Consider the following 15,595-nt stretch of genomic DNA (forward strand, 5'->3'; position numbering starts at 1 on the left):
AGGGTAGCCGAGCCGCGGGGTCAGACGGGGACGGGCGTCGTCACCAGCCCTCGGGCAGAGACGCGCCGAGCGCCGCCAGGGGGCCGCGGGCTTTGAGCGCCACCTCGGCGACCTCCGCCGAGGGCACCGACCTCCATGTGATGCCGCCGCCGGCGCCGACGTACGCGCCACCGGGGTGCGTCACGATCGACCGGATGATCATCGCGAGGTCGAGTCCGCCGTCCTCGCCGATCCACCCGAGGCATCCGGAGAAGATCCCGCGCGGCGCACCCTCCAGCCGATGCAGGATCGTCATCGCCGACAGCTTCGGCGCACCCGTCATGCTTCCGGCCGGAAACGTCGCCGCAAGGAGGTCGGAGACCCGGATGCCGGGGCGAAGCGTCCCCGACACTGTGCTGACCAGCTGGTGGACCTGCCGATAGGAATGGACGGCGAACAACTCGTCGACGGCGATGGATCCCGGCTCGCACACCCGCGAGAGATCGTTGCGCATGAGATCGACGATCATCAGGTTCTCCGCGCGCTCCTTCTCGTCACCGACGAGCTCGGCGGCCAGGGCGGCGTCCTCCGCCGGGTCGGGCGATCGACGCCTCGTGCCCTTGATGGGGCTCGTCCGCACGCGCTCCCCCTCGACGTCGAGGAAGCGTTCGGGACTGGCGCTGAGGAGGGCGACGTCTCCCGAGCGGATGAGCGCACCGAACGGGGCCGGCGACCCGGCGCGCAGCCGCAGGTAGACCGCGAGCGGATCGACGGGCGGGCCGGCGACGGTGAATCGCGTCGTGAGACAGAGCTGGTAGGCGTCCCCTTCGCGGATGTGCGCGCGGCACCGCTCGATGAGCTCGGCGTACTGATCCGCCCCGTGGCGTGCCACGGCGGCCGCGGGCGCTGCGATGTCTTCCGGGCGGACTTCCCCCTCGGGGAGGAGTGCGTCGGGGACGACTCCGCGTTCGGCCGTGTCTTCGTGATCCACGAAGAACACCCGCTGCCGCGCGTGATCGAAGGCGTACCACTGCGACGCGCGGAGCCACAGCGAAGACGGCGCGTCGGCGGCATCCGGGTGCACCGGCGCTCCCGCGGCGGCAGCACCGACCTCGTAGCCGAACCACCCGACCCAGCCGCCCCGGAACCGCCCGGCGGGCCACCGCTGCGCAGACGCCGTGGCCGCGCCGATCGGCGCTGCAGTGACGACCTCGGAAACAGCGGGGGTTCCGATCCCCACCCAGCTCCAGCCGCCGGACTCGGTGGCCTCGCCGTCGAGCCAGAAGCAGTGATCGTGGCGTCCCGCCCACTGGGCGAATGCCTGGCTCGGGTCGATCCACGCCTCGAGCTCGACGGCCACGGGGTGCACCGACATGTTCTCAGGCTAGAGGACACGCCGGACCCGTAGGCTCGAGGGGTGAACGAGATCCTCTCCGGGATCCTCGACGCCGTCCAGAGCGTGGACCCCGTCGTGCGGACGGTGCTGGCGGGGATCGCCATCATGCTCGAGACGAGTGTCCTCGTGGGTCTGGTCGTTCCGGGCGACACCATCGTCATCGTCGCGGCCACCGCCGTCTCCTCCCCCTGGGAGGGCGTGATCCTCGCGATCGTCGTCGTCCTCGGCGCCCTCGCCGGTGAGACGGTCGGGTTCTACCTCGGGCGCTTCCTCGGTCCCTGGATCCGGCGCTCCCGGCTGGGTCGGTGGATCGGTGAGGACAAGTGGGCGCGATCCGAGCGCTACCTGCAGCGACGCGGCGGGCCGGCGATCTTCCTCTCCCGCTTCCTCCCCGTCCTGCACTCCCTGGTCCCGCTCACGGTGGGGATGAGCGGGTTCGCCTACCGACGGTTCCTCGCCTGGACGGCCCCCGCCTGCATCGTGTGGGCTGCCCTCTACGTCAGTGTCGCGTCTGCGGCGGCGGGCACCTATCGCGAGCTGGCCGATCGGCTGCACTTCGCGGGATACCTGTTCGTCGGGGCCATCGTCGTCTTCCTTCTGCTCATCTTCGCCGCGAAGAAGATCATCGAACGTCTCGAGCGCCGCCACTTCGACCCCGATCCGGTTGCGGAGTCGACGGGTGAGGTCGACACCGTGAAAGACTGAGGTGATGTCTGAGACCACTCCGTCGCCCGGTGCGAAGGTGTTGTGGCTCGCTCGCCTGGAGTACCGCTTCCACGCGTGGCGGGAACGACGCGCCCGTCGCCGTGGTCAGCGACCCACCGTGGCGCCGTTCCCCGGCTACGGGGGTGTCGACTGGGTGCGTGTGCTCGGCCGCGTGCTGATCGTCCCTCCCGCTCGCACGACCGAATCCGGCGAGTACGCCGGCGTCCGGGGCTGGCGCAGCTTCGCCTCCGTTCCCGTGGGCTACGCCCAGGTGCGGGTGACGATCTCAGGCATCGAGCACGAGGTCGTCGCCGATCGCGGCGGCGTGATCGACACCGTCCTCCCGGCGGCTCTCGAACCCGGCTGGCAGACGGTGACCATGTCGGTCGAGGGCGGGGAGCCGGTCGAGACGCGCCTGTTCGTCGTCGCCCCCGAGGTGCGTTTCGGCGTGATCTCCGATGTCGACGACACCGTCATGGTCACGGCGCTCCCCCGGCCGCTGCTGGCGGCGTGGAACTCCTTCGTGTTGGATGAACACGCCCGTCAGCCCGTCCCCGGTATGGCGGTGCTCGCCGAGCGACTGGTGCGCGACAACCCCGGTTCACCGTTCGTCTATCTGTCCACCGGCGCATGGAATATCGCCCCGACCCTCATGCGCTTCCTCCGCCGGCATGTCTACCCCGCGGGCGCGATCCTCCTGACCGACTGGGGCCCCACGCACGATCGCTGGTTCCGAAGCGGCAAGGACCACAAGCTCGAGAACCTCCGTCGCCTGGGCCGCGAGTTCCCCGACGTCAGGTGGCTCCTCATCGGCGATGACGGTCAGCACGACGACGAGATCTACACGACCTTCACCAGTGAGAACCCCGACAACGTGATCGCCGTCGCCATTCGACGTCTCTCCCCCGCTGAAGCAGTCCTGGCCGGTGGGCGCACCGCGGTGAACGACCACTCCGCGGCTGCGGTGCCCTGGGTCACCGGTCGAGACGGCGCGGAGCTGCTGGACAGGCTGCAAGCGGTCGGCGTGGTCGTCTCCTGACGGCGGCATACCCCGCGGGTCGAAGGCCGGTCGTAGGCTGATCGCATGTGCGGACGGTTCGTGGTGGCAAACGTCGGCTCCGAGCTCGTCGGAGTGCTGCGTGTGGACGTCGAAAGCGACGATCTGCCTGCGCCCTCGTACAACATCGCGCCCACCTCGACCGTGGCGATCGTCCTGGACTCCGCGAAGACCGAGCCTCCCACCCGTCGTCTCGAACCGGCGCGCTGGGGTCTCGTGCCGGGGTGGGCGAAGGACGTCAAGGTCGGCGCGCGCGCGTTCAACGCCCGTGCCGAGGAACTCGAGGACAAGCCCATGTTCCGCGCGGCGCTCGCCAAGCGCCGCGCCATCATCCCCGCGACCGGCTACTACGAGTGGAAACAGGTGGACGGCGCGAAGATCCCGCATTACATCCATCCCGCCGGCGGCGAGCCGCTCTTCTTCGGCGGGCTCTACGAGTGGTGGAAGGATCCGTCGAAGCAGGACGACGACCCGGCGCGCTGGTTGCTGAGCTTCACGATTCTGACGAGGGATTCGATCGGGAAACTCGGATCGATCCACGACCGTATGCCCCTCTTCATGGATCCCGACCACGCCGACGCGTGGCTGGACCCGACGACCGAGAACGTCCGCGACGTGCTGGATGCAGCGATCGATGCCGCCCCCGTGGTCGCCGAGACGCTCGACGACCACGTCGTCGACCGGGCGGTGGGCAACGTCCGGAACAACGGTCCGCATCTCATCGAGCCCGCCGACGGCGGGGCTCCGACCGACGATGCGGCTTGAGCGCGCGGAGTGGACAGCGCGCGAGCGCATCCACCGAGAGAGGGCGGACAGCCTGACGGCCGATCACCGGGCGCGGGCGCGGCGTGGGGAGAAGCATCCCGTCGAAGACTTCCTGTTCACCTACTACTCGTACAAGCCGGCGCTCCTGTCGCGGTGGCACCCCGGAGCGGGAGTCGATCTCGCCGATGCCGCCGGCGACGCGCGAGCGGGCTGGCGCTGGTACGAACCGGGGGCGCACGCGGGGACACTGCGGGTGGACGACGTCGGCTTCCGGCAGTCGCGATCCGGGCTGCTCCGCGGGATCGAGCGGCTCTTGCGCGCCACGCAGGGGCGTGCGCCGGTGTTCGGCTGCTTCGGCCTGCATGAGTGGGCGATGCTCTATCGCGCGCCTGAGCGGCGCCATGCGCTTCCGCTGCGTCTGGGATCGCGGGGAACTGACGAGGTGGTCGAGTCGCACGAGCTGCGCTGCACCCACTTCGACGCCTTCCGCTTCTTCACGCCGGACGCCGTCCCGCGAAACCGCAACCTGCTCGAACGCGCGAGTCAGGGCGAGTTCGAGCAGCCCGGATGCCTCCATGGGGGCATGGACCTCTACAAATGGGCGATGAAGGCCGGCCCGCTGGTGCCGGGCGAGCTGCTCCTCGATACCTTCGCGCTGGCCCGCGACATCCGGGCCCTGGACATGGCCGCCTCTCCCTACGACCTGCGCGACTGGGGATACGAGGCGGTCGAGGTGGAGACGCCGTCAGGCAAGGCGGAGTACGTCAGACGGCAGCGCGACTTCGGCGACAGGGCCCAGAAGCTGCGGATGCGGCTGCGAGGCGCCCTGCGGGCGGGAGATCAGAAGACCGGCTCGCAGGAAGGGCACGGAGACATGCCCCGGCCTTCCGCGGCGAGCAGCAGTCGCGCCTCGGCCACCCGTGTCGCCGCCTCGGTGAGACGCTCCTCGGAGAGCTGACCGGACTCGATGGCGGCCACGATGCCGTTCACGACGGCGGGAGCGGTGCCCGCCGTGGAGGAGACCACCGTGAGGACTATGTCGTTACCCGCCGCCAGGGCGGTGACGGCGTTCGCGACGGGATCGAGGTAGGCGGGCTCCCCCGACGCCTGAAGCATGCCGAGATCATCGGTGATCGCGATGCCGTCGAAGCCCAGCTCCTCCCGGGCGATCCGGTGCCACTCCGCCGACAGGGACGCCGGCAGCGGGTCAACGGCGGCGTAGGACAGATGACCGAACATGAGGAACTGTGCGCCCGCGTCGATCCCCGCAGCGAACGGGCGGGCGTCAGAGGCGGCCCATTCCGTTTTGGACGTATTCGTGACCGGGATGGTCGCGTGCGAATCGCCGGGCGCCGCCCCGTGTCCGGGAAAATGCTTGATGGTCGACAGGGCGGCCCCCGCCTCGCCGGCGACGGCCGCGCCGACGCGCTCCGCCGCACCGGCGGCATCCGTCCCGAGCGCGCGGCGAAAGATGAACTCACCCGGTGCCGGCGAGACGTCGGCGACGATGCCGAAGTTCACGCCGATCCCCACCCGCTGCAGAAGGGCAGCGCGAGCGGCGAAGGCCGCCGCGGTATCGGCGGCAGGGGCGTTCTTCAGCGTCAGTGCCGCGGGCAGACGGTCCCACGGCAGGCGCGACACATCCCCGCCCTCCTGATCAACGGCGATCAACGCCGGAAACGCGGGGTCTCCGGTCAGCGCGGCGGTCACCTGCGCGAGGGACGCCTCGTCGGCGGGGATGTTCGCCCCCATGAGGATGAACCCGCCGATGCCGGTCTGCTCCATGTACGTCCCCAGTGCACCCGGGTCGGTTCCCGGCACATGACCCATGACGACGCTCGCCGCCTTCTCAGGGAGGGTCATCGCCTCGACGCGCGCCGCGGCGAGACGATCGAGGGTGTCGGAGGGCGCCGGCTCGATCGACACGCCGACGGCGCCCACGGGTCCGACGGCGGAATCGTTCTCGGCGTCATCGGCGCCGGCCGGCGAGCCCGCAGCCACGGTCAGTCCCCACGCCAGCGCGAGTGCGGGCAGCGCACGTGCCCCCCGCACTCTCCACCGATCCGTCACGCGGTCCAGCCTACGGCGCGGTGTCCCGGCTCGGTCAGTCCACCGGTCCCAGCGGCACCCGCAGCAGCACGTCGTCCCCCTCCCGGGGATCGCCTCGCCCGTCTGTGTTGTTCGTCAGCACCCACAGGCCCCCGTCTCCGGTCGCGACCGCGTCCCGCAGGCGTCCGTATCCGTCGAGCACCACGATGGGCTCCCCCTCGGCATCGGCACCCGACACGTCGATCGCCCAGAGACGTTCGCCGCGGAGTCCGGTCATGAAGACCGTCTCGCCGACCGCCGCGATTCCGCTCGGGCTCGCCTCCGCCGTCGCCCACACCGCAACCGGATCGAGGAACCTCTCATCGCCGGTCCGCCCCTCGGCCTCCGGCCACCCGTAGTTGCCGCCAGCCTCGATGCGATTCAGCTCGTCCCACGTGTTCTGGCCGAATTCGCTCGCCCACATCGCACCGTCGGCCGTCCACGTGATCCCCTGCACGTTCCGGTGCCCCAGCGAGTACACCGCTGTGCCGAAGGGGTTGCCCGCAGCCGGTTCCCCGTCGGCCGTCAGACGGAGGATCTTGCCGCCCAGCTGCGCCGGATCCTGAGCGGCCTGGACGTTCTGTGCGTCACCGGTGGTGACATACAGCAGCCCGTCGGGTCCGAAGGCGATGCGCCCGCCGTTGTGCGTGTTCGCTCTCGGAATGCCGGCGAAGACCGTCTCCACCGGGCCGAGCCGCCAGCCTTCGGCGCTGGGGGTCAGCGGTGCCCGCACGACCCGGTTGTCATCTGCGGCGCCGTGATAGGCGTACAGCCAGTGTCGCTCGCCGTCGACGAGCACGGCCAGGCCGTGCAGGCCCGACTCGCCGCCGGACACCACGCCCTCGATCCGTCCGAGCTCACCCACCTGGCCGTCGGGGCTGACGACGCGGATGACACCGCTGTCGCGCTCGGATACCGCCACCGCCCCGTCAGGCAACGCGGCCACCGCCCACGGCGCGCTCAGCCCGCTCGCGACCGTGACGGCCCCATCCGCGACCCGCCAGTGGCCGGTGACGTCGCGCGGCGACGACGACGGCTCGGTGCGCGGCGCGACAGGCTCCACGGTGCCCGGATCGCTCGTGGGGGCGCTCGCCGGGGTCTGCGCGCACCCCGCAAGGCCGAGGATCAGAGCGATGACGCCGACAGCCCACACCTGCGACCATCGACGGGAGGTGCGCGTAGCCCTCAGCGGAGGGCACCGGTCACTCGACGACATCCGGCAGTCTCAGTCCTAGCCGCCGCCGATGCCGCCGGACCCTCCGTCGCGGCGCTGGTCGATCGGAGATGCGTTGATGACATCCGGGTCGGCGCCTCCCGGTCGTGCACGACGGGTTTCGTAGGTCTCCGGCTCCGGCCGGAACGTGCGCACCAGTCGCTGCCAGAGAGATCGCTTCGCTGCCGTCATCATCACTCCGTCCGTCGTGACCGGGAACTCCACCCACCTCGGAGTCTAAGCGGGTCCTGCGCGTCGTGGCCGGACCGGCGCAGAAGGTCACGGTACCGTCGAAGGGGCGAGAGGGGGCCGCAATGGGCGATCGGAGACAGCGCACGAAGCCGACGGTGCGGGTGCCGCGGCATGGGTACGCGTTCGTGACGATCACGGCGCGCGATGCCAACGGGTTCGTCCACCACTTCGACGAGATCGAGACGCCGTTGGCCTCGCTCCGCGAGGCAGTCGCGGTCATGCAACTGCAATCGACCGCGACCGAGGCCGCTCACGACGCCGTACGCGGCGCCTGATCGTTCACCGCTCTCCCGGCGACGACCGCGTCCACGGCGTCGACGAGGTCGGGATGTGAGAACTCGTATCCCGCGTCGGTGAGAACACCAGGCAGCACCCACCGGCTCTTCAGGATGAGCTCCGGCTCGGTCCGCAACAGCCACATGGCGGGCTCCAGCATCCATCTCCACGACGCGAGCCCCAGCGGCATGCCGACGGCGCGACGAAGAGTGCGCATGAGTTCGGCGTTGTCACTCGGGTGCGGACTGGACAGATTCACGGGACCCTCGAGGTCGTCGTGATCGATGAGGAATCGGATGGCGCCGATGACGTCGTCGAGGTGGATCCAGCTGAACTTCTGGCGACCTCGCGTGCGGTACACCGGCGGCCCGACGTCAGGCCCGGACGGGTCGGGGCCGATGCCGCGATATCGTCGGTGCGCAAACCAGGGCCCGTCGTGCTGCGGACCGCCGAGGCCGAGGCGAGCGAGGGCGAGCAGGAGTCTCGTGGCGGGTCCGTCGCCGAGCACGATGGCCATCCGAAGCGCGATACGCCGGGTCTCGGGGAGATCGCCCGCGAAGAATTCCCGTTCCCAGTTCCGGGCGACGTCCACGGAGAACCCGTCGCCGATCCGGCCGTCTTCTTCGGTGTGGGGCCGATCCATCGTATGGGCGTAGATCGTCGCGGTCGACGAGTTGAGCCATACCTTCGGCGGGCGTGAGGCCGCGGCGATCGCGTCGCGCAGCACCGCGGTCGTCCGTACGCGAGACCGGAGGATCTCGTCGCGATTTGCATCGGTGTACCGGCAGTTGACGCTCTTCCCCGCCATGTTCACGACGACGTCGGCCCCGTCCACCGCGGCGGCGATAGCGACCGGATCGTGCCAGGACACCGCCTCACGTCGGCCGATCCGGACCACGTCGTAGCCGTCTGCTGCGAGAGCCTCGGCGAGAGCACCACCGATGAAGCCGCTCGCGCCGGCCACGACTGCCCGGGGCATCCGATCTCCCCTCGCAGTCAAGGTGACGCCGTTCTACGACGAAGCCCCCGATCGCTCGGGGGCTTCTTCGGTGGACCTGAGGGGACTCGAACCCCTGACCCCCTGCATGCCATGCAGGTGCGCTACCAGCTGCGCCACAGGCCCGGATGTCGCCTCACGAGGCAACCCCACAAGATTACTACATCGTCAGGCGTGCCTCGAACCACTCCCGGCGTCGGTCTCACCGGCGTGTGCAGGGAGCTCGATCGGAACGACCGGGCAGTCCTTCCACAGCCGCTCGAGCCCGTAGAAGATCCGCTCCTCTTCGTGGAAGACGTGGACCACCAGGTCCCCGAAGTCCAGGAGCACCCAGCGCGCCTCCTGCCGCCCTTCGCGGCGGAGCCGCTTGTGCCCCGCCTCGAGCAGCTTCTGCTCAACCTCGTCGGCGATGGCCGCGACATTGCGCTCGCTGCGTCCCGTCGCGAGGAGGAAGATGTCGACGAGAGGCAGCGGCTCCGACACGTCGAGGGCGACGAGATCCTCGGCCCCCTTCGCGTCCGCCGCGGCGGCGGCGATCTGCAGCATCTCCCGGGACGATTCCGTGGCCGTCATGCGAACACCCCGCTGACGAAGGCGAGGATGAGAACCGCCGCCAGCGCAAGCGCGAGGGCACCGGCGGTGATGGCCAGGGCGATCATGAGTCGACTGCCCTTCTCGGGCGCCGGCGGCTGGATGATCTCGCCCGGAAGCTTCACCTGGCTGATCGCCGCACTGGCGGCGATCGGAGTCGGGGACGAATGCGCGGGGAGCTCGCCGTCGACGAGCACGGCGTCGACCTCCTTGCCGTCGGCGGCGCCCGGCGCATGACCGGTGGAGCCGAGTCCGTCGGGCAGGTTCAGCATGCCCGTGATGATGACCTCACCGGTGGCGTTCACCGGCGCCATGATCTGCGGAGACGGCGTCTGCGAGACGATGAGGGCGTGCGGTGTGCTCGACGTGGACGCCGGGGCCCGGGTGAGGAGCTGATCGAAGGACGGCGGGAGATCCACCTGCACCGCTTCGGCTTCGAGGAGCTCGGCGCCGAGCTTCGGGCTGACCGTGGCGCGCTCGGCTGCGGCGTCGCCGGTGCCGGAGTCCAGGGCGGAGGTGGAGGGGTCTTCGTGCGACACCGGTTCGGACACGTGGTCTTCGTCCGACGCGGTCGCCTCGGACGTCGCAGCCGGGCGCGGCGCCGCCTCGAGCAGGTCGGGTGTGATCACGGGCACCGATGCCGTGCGGATCCGCTCCTGCTGCCGCGCCTGTCGACGCGTGAGGGGTGAGACGCCGAGATCGACGGCGGAGTCGGCGACGGGCCGGGCGCCGATCACAGCCGGTTCCGCGGCTCGCGCCAGGGGCGCGGCGGCGACGTCGGCCTTGTCAGGCACTGTGTCGGCGGGCGCCGCGGTCTCTTGACGTGCCGCCTCGATCGCTTCCCGGCTGACGACCGGAGTCGCACCGGTGTTGCGGATCTCACGCAGTTGCTTGCGGGTCAGCGGGGGGTTCGCTGGGTTATCCGTCATTCCTTGCTCCGGTAGAGGTGATGCTTGGCAATGTATTGCACGACGCCGTCCGGCACGAGGTACCACACCGGGTGGCCTCGGCGAACGCGTTCTCGGCAATCGGTCGACGAGATGGCGAGCGCGGGGATCTGCAGCTGACTCACATCTTCGGTCGGCAAGCCCGCGGTGTCGAGGACGTGACCGGGACGAGAGACGGCGACGAAGTGGGCGAGATCCCACAGTTCATCATGGTCCCTCCAACTGAGAATTTGCGCTATGGCGTCGGCTCCGGTGATGAAGAACAGCTCGGCGTCGGGTCGCTGGTGCTTGAGATCGCGGAGAGTGTCGATCGTGTACGTCGGACCCAAGCGGTTGATGTCCACCCGACTGACGGTGAACCGGGGATTGGAGGCGGTGGCGATCACCGTCATGAGGTAGCGGTGCTCGCTGTCGCTGACGCGGGTCTTCTGCCACGGGTTCCCCGTGGGGACGAAGACGACCTCATCGAGATCGAACGACTGCGCCACTTCGCTGGCCGCGACGAGGTGGCCGTGGTGGATGGGATCGAACGTCCCACCCATCACCCCGATCCTCGGGGGACGCGCCGAACTCATGCGCTCGGCCTAGTGGCCGTGCCCCGCCTTCACGATGTCGTTCGCGTGGGCCTGCGAGTAGGCCTCCGCCTTGTGCGCATGACGGTTGGCCACGTTGCGATACGAGGCGGTGACGAGGGCGAGAGCTGCGAAGACGATGATGGCGACGATGCCGTACCACACGGTCTCCAGCGCCACGTTCCCGTGGGACTCGGCCTCTTCGGCGGCGAGGCTGACAAGCGTCGCGAAGGTCGTCATTCGGGCTCCGTTCGTTTTCCCGGGTGCAGGCGTTCCCAGTCTAGGCGGTCAGCCGCGCACCTGCCCGGCACCCCGCGCGATCCACTTCGCGCTGGTGAGCTCGGCCAGACCCATCGGACCGCGGGCGTGAAGCTTCTGCGTGGAGATGCCGACTTCCGCTCCGAAGCCGAACTCGCCGCCGTCGGTGAACCGTGTCGAGGCATTCACCATCACCACCGCCGAGTCGACCTCCGCGATGAATCGCTCGGCGCTGGCGTCGTCCATCGTGATGATCGATTCGGTGTGCTGCGTGGAGTAGCGACGGATGTGATCCAGCGCGTCGTCCAGGTCGTCGACGACGCGCATCGCGACATCCAGGCTGAGGTACTCCGCTGCCCAATCCTCGTCGGTCGCGGGAACACCCCGACCCGCCAATGCCAGGACGGTCTCGTCCCCGTGGACGGTCACGCCCCGGGTGACGAGAGCATCGACCACCGCGGGCACCAGCCGTTCCGCGGCGGCGCGATGGACCAGCACCGTCTCGACGGCGTTGCAGACACTCGGTCGCTGCACCTTGGCGTTGACGACGATGTCGCGCGCCCATTCGAGCGGGGCCGTCTCATCCAGGACGATGTGGACGACTCCGGCTCCGGTCTCGATCACCGGGACGGTGGACTCGGTCACGACGGTGTGGATGAGATCTGCGCTCCCCCGCGGTACGAGGACGTCGATCATCCCCCGCGCCGTCATGAGCGCGCGAGCGCCGTCACGCCCGAAGGGGTCCACCGTCTGGATCGCCTCGGGATCGACGCCCACGGAAGCCAGAGCACGCCGCATCGCCGAGACGATCGCGGCGTTGCTCGAGAGCGCTGCACTCCCGCCGCGGAGGACCACGGCGTTCCCCGAACGCAACGCCAAGGCGGTGATGTCGACGGTGACGTTCGGCCGGGCCTCGTAGATGGCTCCCACCACACCGAAGGGCACCGCCACCTTGGTCAACGCCACGCCATTGGGCAGTGTCCGTCGGTCGATGATGCGCCCGACGGGGTCGGGGAGGGCGCTGATCTCCCGCACTGCTTCGGCGAGAGCGGCCACACGCGCCTCATCCAGCGCGAGTCGATCCTGCAGCGCCTCGGAGAGACCGGACTCGCGTCCCCGTTCGAGATCGTCCGCGTTCGCCGCGATGATCCGGTCGGCGGCGCCGACGATCTCATCGGCGATCGCCTGGAGCGCCTGCCGCTTCTGCGCGTCGGTGAGCAGACCGATCGAGCGGGCGGCATCCTTGGCCTTCGACATGCGGGATGCGGCGCTGTCGTCGAAGACGGCGTCCTCGGCTGCGTCGGAGGCCGGTGAGGCGGAGAGCGTCGACATGCCTCCAGGGTATCGAGCCGGCGCGTGCCCGTCGGTCACGCGGTGGTGCGGATGGCGCCCGTCGGCACAGGGGTCTGGACGGGACGGGGCACGAAGAACGTGCCGACCTGAGCGCCTGCGAGGGCGGACTCGACGAGGTCGGCGCTGGTGACCAGGGTGGCGATTCCCGACGCCGCCGCGAGCTTGGCCGCCGAGGCCTTGGTCGCCGCTCCCCCGGTCCCGACGCTGTTGACCACGACCGAGCCGAACTCGTATCCGGACAGGTCGTCACCCGGCGCGACGTCGACGATGGGACGAGCTCCCGGTTGGTCGGGCGGCCGGGTGTAGAGGGCGGCGATGTCGCTGAGCAGGATCAGCGCATCCGCACCCACCAGCTGCGCGACCATCGCCGCGAGCCGGTCGTTGTCGCCGAAGCGGATCTCGTGCGTGGCGACGGTGTCGTTCTCGTTCACGATCGGCAGGATCCGCAGACCCAGCAGCCGCTCCATGGCGCGTCGGGCGTTGGAGCGGTGGGTGACGTTCTCGAGGTCGCCCGCGGTGAGGAGCACCTGGCCGGCCACGATCCGGAAAGGCCGGAGCGCCTCTTGATAACGGTAGATGAGCACGTTCTGCCCGACGGCGGCAGCGGCCTGTTGCGTGGCGAGATCGCTCGGCCGCTCATCGAGGGCCAGATAGGGCATGCCGGTGGCGATCGCCCCGGAGGACACCAGCACCACCTCGATGCCGGTCGCGTGCGCTCGCGCGAGGGCCTCCACCAGCGGTTGGATCTTCGCGGCGTTGTCTCCGCTGATCGAGGAGGAACCGACCTTCACCACCACACGGCGGGCAGCGGGAATGCCGGCACGGTCCATCAGCGTCACTCGGACTCCTCGGGGGCCTGCCGTTCTGCCCGGCGTTCGGCCTCGAGGTCGGCGCGCGCCTGTGCTTTCGCGTCCATCCGCTCGTGATAGCGATCCCGTCGCTGGGACGTGGTGCGACGCGTGCTCTGGTCGAATCGCGGATCGGTGCCGCGCGGTGCCGCGATCAGCTCAGCCGCAGAGCTGAGCGACGGCTGCCAGTCGAACACCACGCTCTCTCCCTCGCCGATGACCACGGTGGCGCCGGCTGTCGCGCCGACGCGGTAGAGCTCGTCTTCGACCCCGAGTCGATCGAGGCGATCCGCGAGGAAGCCGACGGCCTCCTCGTTCTGGAAGTCCGTCTGCTGCACCCATCGCACCGGCTTCTCACCGAGGATGCGGTAGACCGGTCCGTACGATCCGCCCTCGACCCGCACCGTGAAGTCGGCCTCGGCCCCCTTGGGACGGATGACGACGCGCTCGACCGGAGGCTGCGACGCCTGCGCCACGCGGTGCGCGGAGATGAGGTCGCCCAGGGCGAAGGTCAGCGGACGCAGTCCTTCGCGCGACACGGTGGAGATCTCGAAGACCCGGAATCCGCGCGCTTCGAGCTCAGGGCGCACGAGGTCGGCGAGATCCTTCGCCTCGGGCACATCGATCTTGTTCAGGGCGACGAGCTGAGGCCGGTCCAGGAGCGGAACCTGGTCGTCGGGAACCGAATAGGCCGCGAGCTCGGCGAGGATGACGTCGAGGTCGGTCAGCGGATCGCGCCCCGGATCCAGGGTGGCACAGTCGAGGACGTGCACGAGAGCCGTGCACCGCTCGACGTGGCGGAGGAATTCCAGGCCCAGTCCCCGACCCTCACTGGCGCCCTCGATGAGACCGGGAACGTCGGCGACGGTGTAGCGGACGTCACCGGCCTGGACCACGCCCAGGTTCGGATGCAACGTGGTGAACGGGTAGTCGGCGATCTTCGGACGGGCGGCCGAGATCGCCGCGATGAGGCTGGACTTGCCGGCGGAGGGGAAGCCGACCAGCGCGACGTCGGCGACGGTCTTCAGCTCGAGGACGACGTCGCCCTCCCACCCGGGTGTGCCAAGCAGCGCGAAGCCGGGCGCCTTGCGCTTCGGCGAGGCGAGGGCGGCGTTGCCGAGTCCGCCGCGGCCGCCGGGGGCGACGACGAATCGCATGCCCGGTTCGATCATGTCGACGAGGGTTTCGCCCGACGGGTCTTTGACCACCGTGCCGACCGGCACGGTGAGCTCGAGCGACTCGCCGGCAGCGCCGGAGCGGTGATCGCCCATCCCGAACCCGCCGTTGCCGGCACTGCGGTGAGGAGAGTGGTGGTACGACAGCAGTGTCGTGACCTGCGGGTCGGCCACCAGAACGATGTCACCACCGTGCCCGCCGTTGCCGCCATCCGGACCGGCGAGCGGCTTGAACTTCTCACGCCGGACGGAGACGCAGCCGTTGCCGCCCTTCCCGGCCCGCAGGTGCAGCGTCACCTGGTCGACGAAGGTGACCATCATGCTCCCTGCGGTCGGGCGACGAATCGCCGGTGGAGTGGGAAAGGGGGCGAGCATCCGCCCGCCCCCTCCCGGAGAACTGTTCGAGGGGCCGTTACTCGGCCGCGACGATGTTGACGACCTTGCGGCCGCCCTTGGTGCCGAACTCGACGGCACCGGCCGACAGCGCGAAGAGCGTGTCGTCGCCACCGCGGCCGACGTTGGCGCCGGGGTGGAAGTGGGTGCCCCGCTGGCGGACGATGATCTCGCCGGCGAGGACCTGCTGGCCGCCGAAGCGCTTCACGCCCAGGCGCTGTGCGTTGGAGTCACGACCGTTCCGGGTGGAGCTTGCGCCCTTTTTGTGTGCCATCTCTACGTCTCCCTGGGCTTACTTGATGCCGGTGATCTTGACGCGCGTGAGGTCCTGACGGTGCCCCTGGCGCTTCTTGTAACCGGTCTTGTTCTTGAACTTCTGGATCACGATCTTGGGGCCGCGCTCCTCGCCGAGGACCTCGGCGGTCACGGTGACCTTCGCGAGCTTGTCGGCATCGGTCGTCACGGCGTCGCCGTCGACGAGCAGAACCGCGGGGAGCTCGAGCTTGTCGCCCACCTTCGCCTGCTGGCGGTCGAGGACGACGATGGTGCCGACCTCCACCTTCTCCTGCCGGCCGCCGGCGCGCACAACTGCGTAAACCACTTCACACCTGTTTTTCTTCTGGGAGCGCACGCGCTCGGGATGTCACACAAGACGTGGTGCGGATTTCTCGACGCACCAAAGAAATACTTTACCGGATGCCGGGACCACAGGCAAAAGCCCGTGCCCGCG

19 protein-coding genes and 1 tRNA gene are annotated in these 15,595 nt (G+C 69.7%); 5 read left to right on the forward strand and 15 right to left on the reverse strand.

Going from position 1 to position 15,595, the window contains the following annotated elements; genetic code table 11:
- Positions 1-40: 40 nt before the first annotated feature.
- The gene (gene pabB, locus FBY40_RS10800) at positions 41-1,354 is read right to left on the reverse strand and encodes an aminodeoxychorismate synthase component I (RefSeq protein WP_141938614.1); all 1,314 of its coding nucleotides are present in this window, start codon (positions 1,352-1,354) and stop codon (positions 41-43) included.
- Positions 1,355-1,396: 42 nt separating this feature from the next.
- Here pabB and FBY40_RS10805 point away from each other — a divergent pair, with 42 nt between their 5' ends.
- From FBY40_RS10805 to FBY40_RS10820, 4 genes are read left to right on the forward strand one after another with little or no spacing between them, the layout of a single operon-like run.
- Positions 1,397-2,080 (forward strand): DedA family protein, encoded by a 684-nt coding sequence (locus FBY40_RS10805; protein ID WP_141938617.1) that lies wholly within the window; start codon positions 1,397-1,399, stop codon positions 2,078-2,080.
- A 4-nt stretch (positions 2,081-2,084) separates the two neighbouring features.
- Complete coding sequence (locus tag FBY40_RS10810; protein ID WP_141938618.1) at positions 2,085-3,119, forward strand: App1 family protein; 1,035 nt, start codon at positions 2,085-2,087, stop codon at positions 3,117-3,119.
- Between the two features lie 45 nt (positions 3,120-3,164).
- Complete coding sequence (locus FBY40_RS10815) at positions 3,165-3,902, forward strand: SOS response-associated peptidase (RefSeq protein WP_141938620.1); 738 nt, start codon at positions 3,165-3,167, stop codon at positions 3,900-3,902.
- The gene (locus tag FBY40_RS10820) at positions 3,892-4,860 is read left to right on the forward strand and encodes a 3-methyladenine DNA glycosylase (protein ID WP_235014794.1); all 969 of its coding nucleotides are present in this window, start codon (positions 3,892-3,894) and stop codon (positions 4,858-4,860) included. The genes FBY40_RS10815 and FBY40_RS10820 overlap by 11 nt, the downstream gene beginning before the upstream one ends.
- Here FBY40_RS10820 and FBY40_RS10825 read toward each other — a convergent pair.
- From FBY40_RS10825 to FBY40_RS17465, 3 genes are all read right to left on the reverse strand, one after another.
- The gene (locus tag FBY40_RS10825; protein WP_235014796.1) at positions 4,743-5,972 is read right to left on the reverse strand and encodes a glycoside hydrolase family 3 N-terminal domain-containing protein; all 1,230 of its coding nucleotides are present in this window, start codon (positions 5,970-5,972) and stop codon (positions 4,743-4,745) included. The genes FBY40_RS10820 and FBY40_RS10825 overlap by 118 nt on opposite strands.
- Positions 5,973-6,006: 34 nt before the next feature.
- Positions 6,007-7,143, reverse strand: a complete 1,137-nt coding sequence (locus FBY40_RS10830) for a PQQ-dependent sugar dehydrogenase (RefSeq protein WP_235014798.1) — start codon at positions 7,141-7,143, stop codon at positions 6,007-6,009.
- 78 nt (positions 7,144-7,221) lie between these two features.
- The gene (locus tag FBY40_RS17465) at positions 7,222-7,395 is read right to left on the reverse strand and encodes a hypothetical protein (RefSeq protein WP_200829976.1); all 174 of its coding nucleotides are present in this window, start codon (positions 7,393-7,395) and stop codon (positions 7,222-7,224) included.
- Positions 7,396-7,517: 122 nt separating this feature from the next.
- Here FBY40_RS17465 and FBY40_RS10840 point away from each other — a divergent pair, with 122 nt between their 5' ends.
- Positions 7,518-7,730 carry a hypothetical protein gene (locus tag FBY40_RS10840; RefSeq protein WP_141938626.1) on the forward strand — a complete coding sequence of 71 codons (213 nt, stop codon included), beginning with the start codon at positions 7,518-7,520 and terminating at the stop codon, positions 7,728-7,730.
- Here FBY40_RS10840 and FBY40_RS10845 read toward each other — a convergent pair.
- The 11 genes from FBY40_RS10845 to rplU all read right to left on the reverse strand — a co-directional run bounded on the left by FBY40_RS10845 (position 7,706) and on the right by rplU (position 15,466).
- Positions 7,706-8,710: an epimerase gene (locus FBY40_RS10845; protein WP_141938628.1), complete on the reverse strand. Its 1,005-nt coding sequence runs from the start codon at positions 8,708-8,710 to the stop codon at positions 7,706-7,708. The two genes, FBY40_RS10840 and FBY40_RS10845, sit on opposite strands and share 25 nt — an antisense overlap.
- Before the next feature lie 71 nt (positions 8,711-8,781).
- A tRNA-Ala gene (locus tag FBY40_RS10850) sits at positions 8,782-8,854 on the reverse strand.
- A gap of 42 nt (positions 8,855-8,896) precedes the next feature.
- Positions 8,897-9,301: a ribosome silencing factor gene (gene rsfS, locus FBY40_RS10855; RefSeq protein ID WP_141938630.1), complete on the reverse strand. Its 405-nt coding sequence runs from the start codon at positions 9,299-9,301 to the stop codon at positions 8,897-8,899.
- Positions 9,298-10,248 (reverse strand): hypothetical protein, encoded by a 951-nt coding sequence (locus FBY40_RS10860; protein WP_141938632.1) that lies wholly within the window; start codon positions 10,246-10,248, stop codon positions 9,298-9,300. Before FBY40_RS10860 ends, rsfS begins: the two co-directional genes overlap by 4 nt.
- The gene (gene nadD / locus FBY40_RS10865) at positions 10,245-10,841 is read right to left on the reverse strand and encodes a nicotinate-nucleotide adenylyltransferase (RefSeq protein ID WP_141938634.1); all 597 of its coding nucleotides are present in this window, start codon (positions 10,839-10,841) and stop codon (positions 10,245-10,247) included. Before nadD ends, FBY40_RS10860 begins: the two co-directional genes overlap by 4 nt.
- Positions 10,842-10,850: 9 nt before the next feature.
- The gene (locus FBY40_RS10870; RefSeq protein ID WP_141938635.1) at positions 10,851-11,078 is read right to left on the reverse strand and encodes a hypothetical protein; all 228 of its coding nucleotides are present in this window, start codon (positions 11,076-11,078) and stop codon (positions 10,851-10,853) included.
- Between the two features lie 48 nt (positions 11,079-11,126).
- Positions 11,127-12,428, reverse strand: coding sequence for a glutamate-5-semialdehyde dehydrogenase (locus FBY40_RS10875; RefSeq protein ID WP_141938637.1), 1,302 nt, complete (start codon positions 12,426-12,428; stop codon positions 11,127-11,129).
- A gap of 35 nt (positions 12,429-12,463) precedes the next feature.
- Positions 12,464-13,279: a glutamate 5-kinase gene (gene proB, locus FBY40_RS10880; protein WP_200830055.1), complete on the reverse strand. Its 816-nt coding sequence runs from the start codon at positions 13,277-13,279 to the stop codon at positions 12,464-12,466.
- Positions 13,280-13,284: 5 nt separating this feature from the next.
- Complete coding sequence (obgE, locus tag FBY40_RS10885) at positions 13,285-14,790, reverse strand: GTPase ObgE (RefSeq protein ID WP_141938641.1); 1,506 nt, start codon at positions 14,788-14,790, stop codon at positions 13,285-13,287.
- Between the two features lie 94 nt (positions 14,791-14,884).
- Positions 14,885-15,139 carry a 50S ribosomal protein L27 gene (rpmA, locus tag FBY40_RS10890; RefSeq protein WP_124293341.1) on the reverse strand — a complete coding sequence of 85 codons (255 nt, stop codon included), beginning with the start codon at positions 15,137-15,139 and terminating at the stop codon, positions 14,885-14,887.
- Between the two features lie 18 nt (positions 15,140-15,157).
- The gene (rplU, locus tag FBY40_RS10895) at positions 15,158-15,466 is read right to left on the reverse strand and encodes a 50S ribosomal protein L21 (RefSeq protein WP_164478179.1); all 309 of its coding nucleotides are present in this window, start codon (positions 15,464-15,466) and stop codon (positions 15,158-15,160) included.
- Positions 15,467-15,595: the final 129 nt, after the last annotated feature.

The sequence above is a fragment of the Microbacterium sp. SLBN-154 genome (assembly GCF_006715565.1).
GTDB lineage: Bacteria > Actinomycetota > Actinomycetes > Actinomycetales > Microbacteriaceae > Microbacterium.

Bases quoted from the DNA above. Each gene is read 5' to 3' on its own strand.
- proB (WP_200830055.1), bottom strand. From the start codon at position 13,279: ATGGACCGTGCCGGCATTCCCGCTGCCCGCCGTGTGGTGGTGAAGGTC.
- FBY40_RS17465 (WP_200829976.1), bottom strand. From the start codon at position 7,395: ATGACGGCAGCGAAGCGATCTCTCTGGCAGCGACTGGTGCGCACGTTC.
- FBY40_RS10810 (WP_141938618.1), top strand. From the start codon at position 2,085: ATGTCTGAGACCACTCCGTCGCCCGGTGCGAAGGTGTTGTGGCTCGCT.
- obgE (WP_141938641.1), bottom strand. From the start codon at position 14,790: ATGGTCACCTTCGTCGACCAGGTGACGCTGCACCTGCGGGCCGGGAAG.
- nadD (WP_141938634.1), bottom strand. From the start codon at position 10,841: ATGAGTTCGGCGCGTCCCCCGAGGATCGGGGTGATGGGTGGGACGTTC.
- FBY40_RS10820 (WP_235014794.1), top strand. From the start codon at position 3,892: ATGCGGCTTGAGCGCGCGGAGTGGACAGCGCGCGAGCGCATCCACCGA.
- FBY40_RS10870 (WP_141938635.1), bottom strand. From the start codon at position 11,078: ATGACGACCTTCGCGACGCTTGTCAGCCTCGCCGCCGAAGAGGCCGAG.
- FBY40_RS10840 (WP_141938626.1), top strand. From the start codon at position 7,518: ATGGGCGATCGGAGACAGCGCACGAAGCCGACGGTGCGGGTGCCGCGG.
- pabB (WP_141938614.1), bottom strand. From the start codon at position 1,354: ATGTCGGTGCACCCCGTGGCCGTCGAGCTCGAGGCGTGGATCGACCCG.
- FBY40_RS10875 (WP_141938637.1), bottom strand. From the start codon at position 12,428: ATGTCGACGCTCTCCGCCTCACCGGCCTCCGACGCAGCCGAGGACGCC.
- FBY40_RS10860 (WP_141938632.1), bottom strand. From the start codon at position 10,248: ATGACGGATAACCCAGCGAACCCCCCGCTGACCCGCAAGCAACTGCGT.
- FBY40_RS10815 (WP_141938620.1), top strand. From the start codon at position 3,165: ATGTGCGGACGGTTCGTGGTGGCAAACGTCGGCTCCGAGCTCGTCGGA.
- rsfS (WP_141938630.1), bottom strand. From the start codon at position 9,301: ATGACGGCCACGGAATCGTCCCGGGAGATGCTGCAGATCGCCGCCGCC.
- rpmA (WP_124293341.1), bottom strand. From the start codon at position 15,139: ATGGCACACAAAAAGGGCGCAAGCTCCACCCGGAACGGTCGTGACTCC.
- FBY40_RS10845 (WP_141938628.1), bottom strand. From the start codon at position 8,710: ATGCCCCGGGCAGTCGTGGCCGGCGCGAGCGGCTTCATCGGTGGTGCT.